Source organism: Caulobacter sp. NIBR1757 (assembly GCF_027912495.1).
In the GTDB taxonomy this organism is placed as follows: domain Bacteria; phylum Pseudomonadota; class Alphaproteobacteria; order Caulobacterales; family Caulobacteraceae; genus Caulobacter.
In genome coordinates this window covers 18,929-33,025 of the sequence record NZ_CP115463.1, presented here as the reverse complement: position 1 = coordinate 33,025, position 14,097 = coordinate 18,929, and the positions used below count along the sequence as shown (strand labels likewise).

Sequence of the window (14,097 nt, the reverse complement as noted above, 5' to 3'; positions counted from 1 at the left end):
CCGCCGCAACCTTGCGGACAGGACTTGGGGAGCGTTTTCAGGTGAGGCCCACACGTCGCCAGGTCGCGGCCGCCATGATCGGCGCGGGGTTCGCCCTGCCCGCCCTGAGTCTCGACCAGGTGGCCGCCGCCGACGCCCCCGCCGCGCCGACGCCGGCCGCGCTGCCGCCGACCCTCGACGAGCTCTACCAACCGGCCGGGCTGCTCGACACCGCCCTGTCGCCGAACGGCGGCCGCCTGGCCTCGCTGCGGGTGCTGCGCGAACAGGTCGCCAACCCCAAAACCGGCAAGAACGAGCCGAAAACGGTCGAGAAGCGCACCGCCTACGTGGCCCTTTACGCCTCGGCCGACCTGACCAGGCCCCCGACCTTCGTGCGGATCGGCGACTACGATGTCGAACAGGTGGAATGGGCCAACGACGAGCGGCTGCTGATCTGGGTGCGGATGAGCAAGGATGCGCGAGGCAATCCGACCGGCATCCAGCTGGGCGGCTATTTCTTCGCCTTCCCGATCCGCCGGGTGATCTCTGTCGGCGCCGACGGGACCAACCCCGTCGTGCTGTTCGGCAACCAGCCCAAGGCGGTGAAGCGCGACTTCGACCTCGGCAACGTCGTCGATCGGTTGCCCCGCGACGAGCACATCGTGCTGATGCAGAAGTGGGAATCGTCCAAGGACCGCTACGGCCTCTACCGGGTCGATGTGCGGACCGGCGAGGCGACCCTGGTGGAGTTGGGCGAGAAGTCCACCGATGGCTGGTATGTGCAGGACGGCGTGCCGGTGCTGCGCTTCGATTCCAACTACCGGGGCACCACCTTCAGCGTCTTCGGCCGGGCGCCGGGCCAGACCGACTGGGCCCTGATCCGCAAGACCCGCCGCAACGAGATGGAGCGCTTCACCGACCTCGACGTGGTCGGGGTGACGGCCCAGCCGGGCGTGGTGCTGATCAGCCACCGCGAGGACAAGGAAGAGTTCGCGGCGATCAAGGAGTTCGACATTCGCAACCTGACCATGGGGCGGACCTTGAAGAGCGTCGAGGGCGCCGACATCACCGGCGTGACCATGGACGAGGCCGAGACCCTGGTGGCCGTGGAATTCATGCGCGACCGCCGGGACTATCTGTTCGACGACCCCGGCCTGACCAAGCACTACAAGGCCCTGAACAAGTTCTACAAGGGCGAGGCCAACGTCACGCTCTACGACATCAGCCTCGACCACAAGCACGTCATCTTCTACGTCACCGGACCCCGGCAGCCGGGTCAGTTCGTCTACTACAACCTGAAGACCCAGCACCTGGACGTGCTCGGCGACCAGTACGAGCATCTGACGGCCGAGCGGCTGGCGCGCATGGAGACGCTCGAGATCACCACCCGCGACGGGACGCGGATCACCGCCTACCTGTCCCATCCCATCGGCGAGGCGAAGAACCGGCCGATGGTGGTCATGCCGCACGGCGGCCCCGAGGTGCGCGACCACTATGAGTGGGATCGCTGGGCCCAGGCCCTCTGCGCCCGGGGCTGGCTGGTGCTGCAGCCGAACTTCCGGGGCTCGGGCGGCTACGGCAAGCGCTTCGGCGAGGCCGGCCGCAAGCAGTGGGGCGAGCGGATGCAGCAGGACGTCGAGGATGCTGTCGCTCATGTGGTGGCCAGTGGCGCGGCCGATCCGAACAGGCTGGCCATCATGGGCGCCAGCTACGGCGGCTATGCGGCGATGATGGGGGTGGTGCGCCAGCCGACGCTCTACAAATGCGCCGTGGCCATCAGCGGCGACTTCGACCTGATCGACAGTCTCGCCTTCTCGCGCAAGGAAGACGGCGCCGACAGCGACACCTATGCCTACTGGGTGGCCAGCATGGGCGATCCGAAGACCGACGCCGCCCTCCTGAGGGCCCATTCGCCGCGCCAGCGGGTGAACGAGATCGTCGTGCCGGTGATGATGGTGGCCGGGACCGAGGACACCATCGTCTCGCCGCAGCAGTCGCGTGACATGGCCAAGGCCCTGAAGAAGGCCGGCAAGACCTACGAACATATCGAGCTGCCGGGTGAGGGTCACACCGGCTGGTCGGACGCCAACGAGAAGAAGGTGCTGACCGAGGCCATGCGGTTCATCGGCAAGGCTTTCGGTTGATCTGAGTTTTTGGGGGGCGACCGGCGTGGCCGGCGTCCCGATTGGGGGGTTATTCAGTGTTGTCCTTGTCGCGTCGCCGCCTTATGGCGGCTGGTTTTCTTGCGGCCCCGGCCGCTGCTTCGGCCAAGGCCGTGTTTGCGCAAAGTGCGCCGGGCGCGGCCTCGTCACCGAGCTTTGACGAAATCCTCCAGCCGGCCGTGCTGGTCGACGCATCGCTGTCGCCAGACGGCACCCGGCTGGCCATCCTTCGCGAGCGCTGGACGGCCGGCAAGCGCAGCGCCCTGATCCATGTGCTGCCGGCCGACAATCCCAAGGCGCCGCCGCACGAGATCATCATCGGCGACAACAATGTCATCGCCATCGGCTGGGCCAACGAGAGCCGGCTGATGGTCACCCTGCAGTTCGACAAGACGCCGGACGGCAAGCCGACCGGCATCATGCGCTACAACAAGATCTATCCGGTGCCGGTGACCCGCCTGATGTTCATCGGGGCGGACGGCAGCAAGCCGACTCTGGCCTTCGTCGCGGACGCGGCCGCCACTGACAAGGTGTTCAACCTGGCCGTGGTGGTGGACAAGCTGGAGCGGGATCCGGATCTGGTCCTGATGGAGCGCTGGGACACGGTCCAGAACCGGCTCGGTCTGTTCCGGGTGAACGTCAACAACGGCCTGTCGATGCCGGTCGAGTTTGGCGAACGCGCGACGGTCGGATGGGAGTGCCAGGATGGCATGGCCGTTCTGCGCTATGACGCCAACCAGCGCCGCACAGTGTTTACCGTCTTCGCCCGGGCGCCGGGCGAGGACAAATGGAAGCTGGTGCGCAAGCTGCGCCGCAACGAACTGCAGAAACTGCTGGGCTTTGATGTTGTGGGCGCCTCCAGCGAACCAGGCGTCATGCTGGTCAGTTCCCGGGCCGAGAACGAGCAGTACTACTCGGTCCGCAAGTACGACCTGAAGACCTTGGCATTCGGCGAGGTGGTGGCCGCCGTCGAGGGCCGGGATGTGGACAGCCTCTTCCAGGATGCCTCGAACCGGATCATCGCGGTTGCCTACACGGCGGACCGCCTCGGCTACAGTTTTCAGATCCCTGGTCTGGCCGGTCACTACAAGGGGCTGAGCGCCTATTTCGGCAACGATTGCAATCTGGCGCTCGCTGACGTCGATCGCGAGGCAAACCGCTTCCTGATCCGCGTCTCCGGCCCGCGCCATCCGGGCGGCTATGTGCTCTACGACGTCAAGGCCAAGCATCTGGAGGAACTGGGCGACGCCCAGCCCTGGTTGACGACCGACCGTCTGGCGCCGATGGAGACGCTGAAGATCAAGACCCGCGACGGGGCCGAGATCGGCGCCTACCTGACCCGGCCGCTCGGCGAGGTGAAGAACCGGCCGATGGTGGTCATGCCGCACGGCGGGCCCGAGGTGCGCGACAGCCGCGGCTACCACCGGCAGGTTCAGGCCCTGGCGGCGCGGGGCTGGCTGGTGCTGCAGCCCAACTTCCGGGGCTCCGGCGGGCTGGGCGTGGCCTTCGCCGACGCCGGGCGCAAGCGCTGGGGCGACCGCATGCAGGAGGATGTCGAGGACGCGGTGGCCCATGTGATCGCGGGCGGCTGGGCCGACCCGAAGAAGATCGCCATCTTCGGCTTCTCCTATGGCGGCTACGCGGCCCTGATGGGGGCGGTGCGCAAGCCGCAGATCTACCGCTGCGCCGTGGCCGGGGCGGCGCCGGCCGACCTGATGAAGATGATGGACTTCGAGGCCAAGGAAGGCACGGACTCGCCGGGCTACCTCTACTGGGCCCGGACCATGGGCGACCCGAACACCGACGCGGCCATGCTGCGCGCCGCCTCGCCGGCCCTGCAGGTCGACGCCATCGATATTCCCATCCTGATCGTCCAGGGCGATGAGGACTATATCGTGCCGGTCGAACAGGGACGCCTGATGGCCAAGGCCCTGGCCAAGGCGGGCAAGCCGCACGAGTACTGGGAGATCGAGGGGGAGGGCCACGGCGGCTTCGAGCGGGACGTCGAGCTCAAATACCTGACCCGGGTGATCGACTTCATCGCAAGGGCCTTCGCCTGAGCCGACGGGTCAGGGCTTCGTCGGGGCCCTGACCCTGGCCTTGTGCCAGGCGTCGAGGTCGGCGGCCGACTTGTCGGGGACGTGCTCCATCGGAACGTGGCCGACCTTTTCGTAGATGATCAGTTGCGAGCCCGGGATGGCGGCGGCGAACTTGCGGCCGGCCTCGGCGCTGATCAGCTTGTCGGTGTCGCCGTGCATGACGAGGGTCGGGGCCTTGATGGTCGCCAGCGCCTTCGGATCGGCGAAGCGCCGGCCGGCCGGATCGCTCATCATGCCGAGGATGATGTCCTTGTGGCCCGGGGCGCGGGCCAGTTCGACATAGCGGGCGACCATGGTGTCGGTGGCCAGCTCCGGCTGCGGCTCGAAGGCCGAGCGCAGGCCCTGGGCGGTGACCCGGGTTGTGTCGAGGTCTTTGAGCAGAAAGCGGCCGACCGGGTTGCGCAGGATCTTGAAGGCGATGGGCGACCCCTCCTGGGCCGGCTCCGGGAAGCCGGCGGCATCGACCAGCACCAGGCCTTCCAGGCGGTCCGGATGCTTGAGCGCATACTGCCAGGCGACGCCGCCGCCCATGGAATTGCCGGCCAGGGTGAAACGGCCGAGCTTCAGGTGCTTGGCGACGCCCTCGACGGTGTCGTCGAAGGCGGTCGGGGTCAGCCGATAGCCCTTGGGCGCGCGGGTCAGGCCGAAGCCCGGCAGGTCGAGGCTGACGACGCGGTAGTCCTTGCCCAGCCGCTGGACCCAGGGCTCCCAGGTATCGAGGTTGGCCGCGAACCCGTGGACGAGGACCAGCACCGGGCCGTCCGGGTTGCCCTGGTCGCGATAGTGGGCGCGGATGCCGCCGGGCAGATCGACCCACTCACTCTCGGCGTTGGCGTATTTCGCCTCCAGTGTCGCCCAGGGAATCTCGCCGCGCCGCATGGCCAGCCAGCCGACCACGGCGACGACGACGATCAGGGCGACGAGGCCCAGCAGGATCCTGCCCAACAGCTTCATGACGCCCTCCCCGAGCGATATTTGAAGGGAGGGTATGTCGCCCAGCGCTTGAGCGCTAGCGGATCGTACAGGCGTCCTCGAAGCTCAGCCGCGGGCTGCGGGGGAAGAGGTCCTTGTCCGTCCCGTGGCCGATGGAGCAGATGAAGTTGGACTTCACCGCCGTGCCGGCGAAGAACAGCTCATCGACCTTGTCGTTCGAGAAGCCGCTCATCGGGCCGCAGTCGAGGCCAAGGCTGCGGGCGGCCATGATCAGATAGGCGCCCTGCAGCGTACCGTTCCGGAAGGCCGTCTTTTCGGCGACCTCGGAGCCCTTGGGAAACCAGTCCCTGGCGCCGGGGTTGTGCGGGAACAGCTGCGGCAGCCGGTCCATGAATTCGAGGTCGTAGCCGATGATCACCGTGCAGGGGGCCTGAAGGATCTTCGGGGCGTTCTGGGCCGAGGCGCAGCCGGCCAGCTTTGCCTTGCCCTCCTCGCTGGTCACGAAGACGAAACGGGCCGGGCTGGCGTTGGCGCTGGTCGGGCCCATGCGGGCCAGGTCATAGACGGCCCGGATCAGGGTCTCGGCGAGCGGCGCGGTCTCCCAGCCGTTGCGGGTGCGGGCCTCGCGGAAGATCTGGTCGAGGCAGGCGTCGGGCAGCGGCGAGGACATGTCGGCTCCATCGGTAACGGTGTGTGTGGCTATAGCGGCCGAACAACGCCCAACCTAGAGGGTCTGCTCCACGCGCATCACCTCGGGCACATAGTGGCGCAGCATGTTCTCGACCCCGGCCTTGAGCGTGGCGGCGGACGAGGGGCAGCCCGAACAGGCGCCGCGCATGTGCAGATAGACGGTGCCGCTCTCGACATCGAAGCGATTGAAGACGATGTCGCCGCCGTCCTGGGCCACGGCCGGGCGCACCCGGGTGTCGAGCAGGTCCTTGATCTCGGCGACGATCTGCAGGGTGTCCTCGTCGTAGACGGTGTCGTCCTCGGCATCGTCGCTGCCGCTGGCCAGAACCGGCTTGCCGGAGGTGTAGTGGTCCATGATGGCGGCCAGGATCGGCGCCTTCAGATGGGCCCACTCGATGTCGGGGTTGCGGGTCACCGTCAGAAAGTCGGGGCCCAGGAAGACCCGCGTCACATCACCGAGCGCGAACAGCGCGGTGGCCAGGGGCGAGACAATGGCCTCTTCCGGGCTGGTGATCTCGCGGCTGCCGGTCCCCAGAACCTCGCGGCCGGGCAGGAACTTGATGACGTCCGGATTGGGCGTGACTTCGGTCTGGATGAACATGGCTGAAAGATGGGGCGCGGAGCCGGTCGGAGCAAGGCGTCACTTTTTTTCTCGAATTGGGAAAATCCCGCTTCGGATAAGGAGGGCTTTAAGAACTCTCGGTTTCACTACGCCCGTCTTCGACCTATCAGCTCAGAAGGGGCGCTCCGTACATGAAAAAGATCATCGTCACCGCCGTCGCCACGCTCGGCATGCTTTCCGTCGCCGCGCCGGGTTCGGCCGCCAGCAATCTGCAGGCGGAAATGACCCGCTGTCTCACCAAGCACGCCAACGTCAAACAGGCGGCCAAGGTGACGCTCGAATGCACCGCCGCCGACGGCAAGCTCTCCAACTGCAAGGTCGTCGAGAGCGAGGTCCCGTCGAAGGGCTTCGAGGCGGCCGCCGTCTGTGTCGCCGGCGCGCTGCCGATGGGCGGCAAGTCGGGGGTCATCCGCGTGCCGCTGCGCTTCACCGGCGCCTGATCGTCTATCCCCGCGTGCGGGCGCCGGCCGGGTGTCCGCACACGGGCTTATCAAGAACCTGAGGGAAATCCGCCGTCATGCGTTTACCGAGGCTTGCCGACGCTCCGCTCGCCATCAAGGTCGGACTTGCGCCGATGCTGGCCATCATCGCCTTGGCCCTGGTGGCCGGCGGTTCGTGGTGGATGAACCTCAACCAGCGCGCCGTGCTGACCCATGTGGTCGAGGTCGACGCGCCGGCCAGCCTTGAGCTGGCCACCATCTCGCAACGCATCCGCTCGGCCCACGGTGAGCTTTATCTGCTGCTCACCCGCCAGTCGGCGGGCATCGAGACGGACACCATCTCCGGCCGCGCCGAAAAACTCACCGGCGAGATCGTCGAGATCAAGAAGGCCGTTGATGTCGCCCTGGCCAGGACCGCGGCCGGTTCGCGGGAACAGGCCGACCTGACGGGCCTCAAGAAGGATCTCAAGGACTACGAGGACGCCGTCGGCGTCGTCATGTCGATGCTCGAGGTCGACGTCGCCACCGCCGCCCAGTTCACGGTCCCGTTCGAGGAGGCCTACGTCAAGATGACCGCCGCCCTCGACAAGGCGGCGCAGAGCGTCAGCGAGGCCTCCGTGGCCCGCGCCGAAGCCAGCGTGAAACAGGCCGAGCTGATCGGCGCCGTGGCCATCGTCCTGGTCGCCCTGGCCCTGGTTGGGGTGGCCGGCATCGCCTTCCTGCTGGTCATGGCCATCCGCAAGGATGTCACCCGCATCGCCCAGGCCACGGAAACCCTGGCCGGCGGCGACAACGCCATCGATCTCGACCGCCTGAAGCGGGCCGACGAGCTGGGCGCCCTGGTGCGTTCGCTGGTGGTGTTCCGCGACAACCAGCTGCGGCTGGCCGACCTCGCCGCCCAGCAGGAGGCGCTGGCCGCCCAGCAGGATCAGTCCCGGGCCGGCGAGGAGGCCCGCCGGGCCCAATCGAGCCGCGAGCAGGCCCAGGTTGTCGAAGGCCTGGCCAACGGCCTCAGCCGGCTGTCGCAGGGCGACCTGACCTTCCAGCTGACCACCCCGTTCGCCGCCGCCTACGAAGGCCTGCGCAACGACTTCAACAAGACCGTTATCGAGCTGGCCAGCGTTATCCGCACCATCTCCGAGCGCGCCGTGACCATCGAACAGGTGTCCGGCGAGACCAGCCTGGCGGCCGACGACCTGTCGCGCAGCACCGAGCAACAGGCCGCCAGCCTGCAGCAGACGGCCGCCGCCCTGGAGCAGATCAGCGCCGCCGCTGTCCGCGCCGCCGAAGGCGCCGGCAAGGCCGACAAGGTGGTCACCGAGACCGGCGCCGACGCCCGGGACAGCGGCGAGGTGGTGCGCCGCGCCGTCACCGCCATGGCCGGCATCGAGGAGAGCTCGCGCCATGTCACCCAGATCATCGGGGTGATCGACGAGATCGCCTTCCAGACCAACCTGCTGGCGCTCAACGCCGGCGTGGAAGCGGCCCGGGCCGGAGATGCCGGTCGCGGCTTCGCGGTCGTCGCCTCGGAAGTGCGGGCCCTGGCCCAGCGCTCGGCCGAGGCGGCCAAGGAGATCAAGAGCCTGATCGCCGCCTCCAGCCAGCAGATCAGTTCCGGCGTCGACCTGGTCGGCCAGGCCGGCGCGGCCCTGGACCGCATCGTCGGTCGGGTCGGTGATGTCACCGCCCTGATGACCGAGATCGTCGGTTCGGTGCGCGAACAGTCGATCGGCCTGCGCGAGGTCACCCTGACCGCCAACCGCATGGACCAGATGACCCAGCAGAACGCCACCCTGGTCGGCGAATCCACCTCCGCCTCGCACATGATGCGCCAGGAGGCCGAGCAACTCGGCGGCCTGATCCGCCGCTTCAAGGTCAGCGCCGCCGAGGCCGCGCATGACGAACCAGCCCGGCGGTACGCCCGAGCCGGCTGACCCAGCCTCCAGAACTGCTTGGAGCCCCCGCTGTCCCTGACGGCGGGGGCTCTCTCATTTTGGGCCCGGCTTCACAAACCGGCGTTTCCGTGGCCCTATGTGAACAATGACAAGATAAGGGAGGATGCGATGGCTGACGGCGCCTTCGACAGGCTGGACGCCTTGCGCGCCCAGGTCTGGGCCACGCCCCTCGACCAGCTGAACCCCGGCGATCCGGCCCGCTTCCGGGACGACACGTTCTGGCCCGTGTTCGAACGCCTGCGCCAGGAAGATCCGGTCCACTATACGCCGGGCAGCGAGTGGGGGGCCTACTGGTCGATCACCAGGTTCGACGACATCGTCGCCGTCGACACCAACCACCAGGCCTTCTCGAGCGACGCCTTCCGGGGCGGCATCACCATCCGTGATCCAAAGCCCGACTTTGTGCTGCCGAACTTCATCGCCATGGACCCGCCCAAGCACGACGTGCAGCGCAAGACCGTCAGCCCGGTGGTCAGTCCCGCCAACCTGATGCTGCTGGAGCCGGTGATCCGCGAGCGGGCCGGAAACTGCTCGACAGCCTGCCGATCGGCGAGGAGTTCGACTGGGTGGACAGGATCAGCATTGAGCTGACCACCCAGATGCTGGCCACCCTGTTCGATTTCCCCTGGGAGGACCGGCGCAAGCTGACCCGCTGGTCGGATGTCGCCACCGCCCTGCCCGGCAACGGCATCGTCGAGAGCGAGGAGGCGCGGCGGGCCGAGCTGCGCGAATGCCTGGACTACTTCACCCGGCTGTGGAACGAGCGGGTGAACGCGCCGCCGCGCGATGATCTGATCTCGATGCTGGCCCATGGCGAGAGCACGAGAAACATGGACCCGATGGAGTACCTCGGGAACCTCATCCTGTTGATCGTCGGCGGCAACGACACGACCCGCAACTCGATCACCGGCGGCCTGCTGGCGCTGAACCAGAACCCGGCCGAGTACGACAAGCTGCGGGCCAATCCCGCGCTGATCCCCTCGATGGTCTCGGAGATCATCCGTTGGCAGACGCCCCTGGCCCATATGCGCCGCACCTGCGTCGAGGACACGGTGGTCGGCGGCAAGACCATCAAGGCCGGCGACAAGGTCGTCATGTGGTACGTCTCCGGCAACCGCGACGAGACGGTCATCGACAACCCCAACGCCTTCATCATTGACCGCGAGCGGCCGCGTCATCACCTGTCGTTCGGCTTCGGCATCCATCGCTGTGTCGGCAACCGCCTGGCCGAGATGCAGCTGCGCATCGTCTGGGAAGAGGTGCTGCAGCGCTTTCCCCGCATCGACGTGGTCGGCGAGCCGACCCGCGTCTTTTCCAGCTTCGTGAAGGGCTACGACACCCTTCCCGTCGTCATCCCTGCCCGACTTTAGGACGACCACCATGGCCGATGGAAACTTCGACAAGCGCGCCGCCGACAAGGCTGCTGCTGAAACCACGCCTTTGGCCGAGCTGAATCCCGGCCTGCCCGACCGCTTCGCCGCCGACAGCTTCTGGCCGGTGTTCGAGCGCCTGCGCCGGGAAGACCCGGTCCACTACACGGCCGAGAGCGAGTGGGGCCCCTACTGGTCGGTGACCCGGTTCGAGGACATCGTCGCGGTCGATACCAACCACCAGGCCTTCAGTTCCGATGCGCACCTGGGCGGCATCACCCTGGCCGACTTCAATCCTGAATTCATGCTGCCGATGTTCATCGCCATGGATCAGCCCAAGCATGATGTGCAGCGCAAGACCGTCAGTCCGGCGGTCAGCCCGGCGCGGCTGATGGAGCTGGAGTCGGTGATCCGTGAGCGGGCCGGCAAACTGCTCGACGAGCTGCCGATCGGTGAGCAGTTCGACTGGGTCGATCGCATCAGCATCGAGCTGACCACCCAGATGCTGGCCACCCTGTTCGATTTCCCCTGGGAGGACCGCCGCAAGCTGACCCGCTGGTCCGACGTCGCCACCGCCATCCCGGGCCAGGGCGTCGTCGAGACCGAGGAAGAGGGGCAGATGGAGCTGCTCGGCTGCCTCGAATACTTCACCCGCCTGTGGAACGAGCGGATCAACGCCGAGCCCAGGCCGGACCTGATCTCCATGCTCTGCCATGGCGAGAGCACCAAAAACATGGAGCCCATGGAATACCTGGGCAACATCATCCTGCTGATCGTCGGCGGCAACGACACCACCCGCAACTCGATCACCGGCGGCCTGCTGGCCCTGAACCAGAACCCGGCCGAGTACGACAAGCTGCGCGCCAACCCGGCCCTGATCCCCAACATGGTCTCGGAGATCATCCGCTGGCAGACGCCGCTGGCCCACATGCGGCGCACCTGCCTGGCCGACACCGAGGTCGGCGGCAAGCTGATCAAGAAGGGGGAGAAGGTGGTCATGTGGTATGTTTCGGGCAACCGCGACGAGACGGTGATCGCCGACGCCGACCGCTTCCTGATCGACCGCGAGCGGGCCCGGCATCACCTGTCCTTCGGCTTCGGCATCCACCGCTGCCTGGGCAACCGCCTGGCCGAGATGCAGCTGCGCATCGTCTGGGAAGAGATCCTCAAGCGCTTCCCCCGCATCGACGTGGTCGGCGAGCCCAAGCGGGTCTTCTCCAGCTTCGTGAAGGGCTACGAGAGCCTGCCGGTGATCATTCCCGAGCGGGTCTAGACCTCACCCCGCAGCCGATTGTGGATGGCGGTAGCGGCGATGGCCGCCTCGCCCTCGGCGGTGCTGATCTGGTTGAGACCGCGCACCAGGTCGCCGGCCGCGAACAGGCCGGGGACGGATGTCTGCTGGTGATCGTCGACGATCAGGCGGTTCTGGTCGTCCAGCCTGGCGCCGGCCTGCACGGCCAGCTCCGAGCGGGCGACGCAGCCGAGCGCCGCGTAGAGGGCGTCGAAGCGGACGGTGTGGTCGGGGCCGAAGCAGAGGGCGCTCAGGCTGTCGTTCTCCAGCACCACGCTCTGGCAGGCGGTCTCGATCAGGGTGACGCCGGCCTTCGTGAGTTTGCCGCGCGAGCCGGCTGACAAGGCTGCCTTTGGGCCGACGTGGATCAGGCTGACGCGGTCTGTCCAGTTGAGCAGGAACAGCGCCTCGCGAGCGCCCAGATCGCCGTCGCCGATCACCCCGACCTCGAGGCCCGAGACCTCATAGCCGTCGCAGATCGGGCAGATGCGGATCAGCGCCCGGCGCACGGCCTCCTCGACGCCGGGCAGCGGCGGGTCGTTGTCCTTCACCCCGCAGGCCAGCAGGACGTTGGCGGCGGTCAGGGTCTCTGCCCCGACGGTGACCTCGAAGCCGCCCTTCACAGGCTTCACGCCCTCGACCGTGCCCTCGCGGATGTCCGGGCCGTACTTCTCGGCCTGGGCGCGGATGCGGGCCAGCAGGTCGGTTCCCCTGATGCCATCCGGCCAGCCGGGATGGTTGTGGGTGATCGGGATCCAGGCGGCGCGGCTGTCCCCCGCGTCGATGACGGCGATGCGTCGCTTGAAGCGGCCAAGGTAGATGGCGGCGGTCAGCCCGGCGGGGCCGGCGCCGACGATGAGGGCGTCGAGATCAGGGGTCATGCCTGGCCGCAACGCGCGAGGAGCCCTTTCGGCTCAGTCGGCGATCACCAGGCCGGCCTGAATGGCCATCGGCAGCCAGAGGACCAGATCGGCCAGCAGGGCGCCGGGATCCTCGCCCTCCGCCGCCGTCGCGGCCGCCGCCAGCGCCGGGGCGCCGTCATGGCCGAGGGCCCGAAGCCAGGCGAAACGGCCGGGGCTCAGGGTGTGGAGGCTGATCCGATAGTTTGAGCGGGCGATGGCGACCAGGGTCGGGCGGGCCTGCGGCGTCGGCGGCGGGTTGCCCTCGGCCACGGCCGCCAGCAGCGGCGCGAAGTCGAAGTCCAGCCGCAGCAGCACCGTGGTCCCGGGAAGCTTCAACCGGCCGGACGGGTGCAGCAGCAGGTCCGGGGGTGGGGGTGTGAGGCCCTCCGGGCCGGGCGCGCGCAGGGCGCCGGACCAGGCCCGTTCCAGCCGCGCCAGCTGGATGGGCAGCTGGGCCTCCTCGCCGGCGTCTGCCGGCCGGGTCTGTTCCAGCCAGGCGGGGAAGCGGCCCCCGAGATCGTGCAGGCTCGGCGTGCCGGGCGGGCAGGCCTCGATATAGCCCTCGGCGAACAGGTCGAAGACGGTTGATCCCATCAGGGCGCAAAGGGCCGGGAATTCGCGGCGCAGGCTGTCCAGCAGCCGGGCGCGATAGCCGTGGGCGTAGAGGGACAGGCGCCGCTCCGGGCTCATCGGCGAGGGAGCCAGCAGGGCGCCGGCCCGCCCCCAGGTTTCGGGCGCGGGTCCGGTGACGGCCTGTTGCAGGGCGGCTTGAAGGTCAGCCAGGTCAGGCAACGGCGGCCTCGCGCAGGTCGCGATGCAGCCGGGCCTTGCCCAGCTCGGCCAGCAGGTCCTCGTAGGGCGGGATGGAGGCGTCCCATTCCAGCAGGGTCGAGACGCCACCGGTGCGTCGCTGGGCCAGGGCGTAGAGGGGCCAGACGGCGTCCGGCACCGGATGATCGTGAGTGTCCATCAGATGGTCGCCGCCGTCGCTGGGGCCGGCCAGGTGGACCTGGACGATGTGGTCGGCCGGCAGGGCCTGGATGTAGGCCACCGGATCGAAGCGGTGGTTGTGGGCGCTGACGTGGACGTTGTTGCAGTCGAGCAGCAGGCCGCAGCCGGTGTCCTCGGCCAGGCGGCCGAGGAAGGCCCATTCGGGCATCTGGCTGGCGGCGAATTCCAGGTAGCTGCTGGGGTTCTCGATGACCAGCGGACGGCCCAGGATGTCCTGCACGGCCCGCACCCGGTCGGCGACATGGGCGAGCGCCTCTTCGGTCAGGGGCATGGGCAGCAGGTCGTGGCTGTTGCGGCCGCCGACGCCGGTCCAGCACAGATGGTCGGAAATCCAGGCCGGCTTCACCCGCTCGGCCAGGTCGGCGAGGCCCTTGAGATAGGCGCGGTCCAACGGATCGGTCGATCCGATCGACAGGGAGACGCCATGCATGACCACCGGCCGGTGCGCCGCGACATGCTCCAGCACCCGCGCCGCCCAGCCGTGATGGCCGATGAAGTTCTCGCTGATGATCTCGAACCAGTCGGCGCCCCACCGGTCGGGACGGGTGCGCATCAGATGGCCGAAATGCTCGTCCCGCAGGCCAAGGCCATCCCCCAGGAGGGGGAGGCCGAGGCGGGGGGCAACACCACTCATCGCGGTCCC

11 protein-coding genes and 1 pseudogene are annotated in these 14,097 nt (G+C 68.1%); 6 read left to right on the top strand and 6 right to left on the bottom strand.

Annotation, left to right across the window (positions count from 1 at the left end):
* Positions 1-41 precede the first annotated feature (41 nt).
* A complete protein-coding gene (locus tag O5I81_RS00125) occupies positions 42-2,123 on the top strand; it encodes an alpha/beta fold hydrolase (RefSeq protein WP_271066918.1) in 2,082 nt (693 codons plus the stop codon).
* Between the two features lie 197 nt (positions 2,124-2,320).
* Complete coding sequence (locus O5I81_RS00120; RefSeq protein ID WP_271066917.1) at positions 2,321-4,201, top strand: S9 family peptidase; 1,881 nt, start codon at positions 2,321-2,323, stop codon at positions 4,199-4,201.
* Positions 4,202-4,210: 9 nt separating this feature from the next.
* Here O5I81_RS00120 and O5I81_RS00115 read toward each other — a convergent pair whose 3' ends face one another.
* From O5I81_RS00115 to O5I81_RS00105, 3 genes are read right to left on the bottom strand one after another with little or no spacing between them, the layout of a single operon-like run.
* Positions 4,211-5,194, bottom strand: a complete 984-nt coding sequence (locus O5I81_RS00115) for an alpha/beta hydrolase (protein ID WP_271066916.1) — start codon at positions 5,192-5,194, stop codon at positions 4,211-4,213.
* Positions 5,195-5,249: 55 nt separating this feature from the next.
* Positions 5,250-5,843: a malonic semialdehyde reductase gene (locus O5I81_RS00110; RefSeq protein ID WP_271066915.1), complete on the bottom strand. Its 594-nt coding sequence runs from the start codon at positions 5,841-5,843 to the stop codon at positions 5,250-5,252.
* Between the two features lie 54 nt (positions 5,844-5,897).
* Entirely contained in the window at positions 5,898-6,464 is a 567-nt protein-coding gene (locus O5I81_RS00105; RefSeq protein WP_271066914.1) for a NifU family protein, read from the bottom strand.
* A 152-nt stretch (positions 6,465-6,616) separates the two neighbouring features.
* Here O5I81_RS00105 and O5I81_RS00100 point away from each other — a divergent pair, with 152 nt between their 5' ends.
* From O5I81_RS00100 to O5I81_RS00085, 4 genes and pseudogenes are all read left to right on the top strand, one after another.
* On the top strand, positions 6,617-6,925 hold the full coding sequence (locus O5I81_RS00100; RefSeq protein WP_271066913.1) for a hypothetical protein: 309 nt from the start codon (positions 6,617-6,619) through the stop codon (positions 6,923-6,925).
* A gap of 77 nt (positions 6,926-7,002) precedes the next feature.
* On the top strand, positions 7,003-8,859 hold the full coding sequence (locus tag O5I81_RS00095) for a methyl-accepting chemotaxis protein (RefSeq protein ID WP_271066912.1): 1,857 nt from the start codon (positions 7,003-7,005) through the stop codon (positions 8,857-8,859).
* 129 nt (positions 8,860-8,988) lie between these two features.
* Positions 8,989-10,250, top strand: a pseudogene (locus tag O5I81_RS00090) (cytochrome P450).
* 10 nt (positions 10,251-10,260) lie between these two features.
* Complete coding sequence (locus O5I81_RS00085; protein WP_271066911.1) at positions 10,261-11,523, top strand: cytochrome P450; 1,263 nt, start codon at positions 10,261-10,263, stop codon at positions 11,521-11,523.
* Here the strand turns inward: O5I81_RS00085 and O5I81_RS00080 are convergent.
* The 3 genes from O5I81_RS00080 to O5I81_RS00070 are packed head-to-tail and all read right to left on the bottom strand — an operon-like array spanning position 11,520 to position 14,088.
* On the bottom strand, positions 11,520-12,422 hold the full coding sequence (locus O5I81_RS00080) for an NAD(P)/FAD-dependent oxidoreductase (protein ID WP_271066910.1): 903 nt from the start codon (positions 12,420-12,422) through the stop codon (positions 11,520-11,522). The two genes, O5I81_RS00085 and O5I81_RS00080, sit on opposite strands and share 4 nt — an antisense overlap.
* Positions 12,423-12,455: 33 nt before the next feature.
* Positions 12,456-13,235 (bottom strand): DNA-binding domain-containing protein, encoded by a 780-nt coding sequence (locus O5I81_RS00075; RefSeq protein WP_271066909.1) that lies wholly within the window; start codon positions 13,233-13,235, stop codon positions 12,456-12,458.
* Positions 13,228-14,088 (bottom strand): DUF692 domain-containing protein, encoded by an 861-nt coding sequence (locus O5I81_RS00070; RefSeq protein WP_271066908.1) that lies wholly within the window; start codon positions 14,086-14,088, stop codon positions 13,228-13,230. The genes O5I81_RS00075 and O5I81_RS00070 overlap by 8 nt, the downstream gene beginning before the upstream one ends.
* Positions 14,089-14,097 lie beyond the last annotated feature (9 nt).

Excerpts from the sequence above, each read along its gene's own strand:
- O5I81_RS00080 (WP_271066910.1), bottom strand. The coding sequence starts at position 12,422 with ATGACCCCTGATCTCGACGCCCTCATCGTCGGCGCCGGCCCCGCCGGG.
- O5I81_RS00070 (WP_271066908.1), bottom strand. The coding sequence starts at position 14,088 with ATGAGTGGTGTTGCCCCCCGCCTCGGCCTCCCCCTCCTGGGGGATGGC.
- O5I81_RS00105 (WP_271066914.1), bottom strand. The coding sequence starts at position 6,464 with ATGTTCATCCAGACCGAAGTCACGCCCAATCCGGACGTCATCAAGTTC.
- O5I81_RS00085 (WP_271066911.1), top strand. The coding sequence starts at position 10,261 with ATGGCCGATGGAAACTTCGACAAGCGCGCCGCCGACAAGGCTGCTGCT.
- O5I81_RS00095 (WP_271066912.1), top strand. The coding sequence starts at position 7,003 with ATGCGTTTACCGAGGCTTGCCGACGCTCCGCTCGCCATCAAGGTCGGA.
- O5I81_RS00115 (WP_271066916.1), bottom strand. The coding sequence starts at position 5,194 with ATGAAGCTGTTGGGCAGGATCCTGCTGGGCCTCGTCGCCCTGATCGTC.
- O5I81_RS00100 (WP_271066913.1), top strand. The coding sequence starts at position 6,617 with ATGAAAAAGATCATCGTCACCGCCGTCGCCACGCTCGGCATGCTTTCC.
- O5I81_RS00110 (WP_271066915.1), bottom strand. The coding sequence starts at position 5,843 with ATGTCCTCGCCGCTGCCCGACGCCTGCCTCGACCAGATCTTCCGCGAG.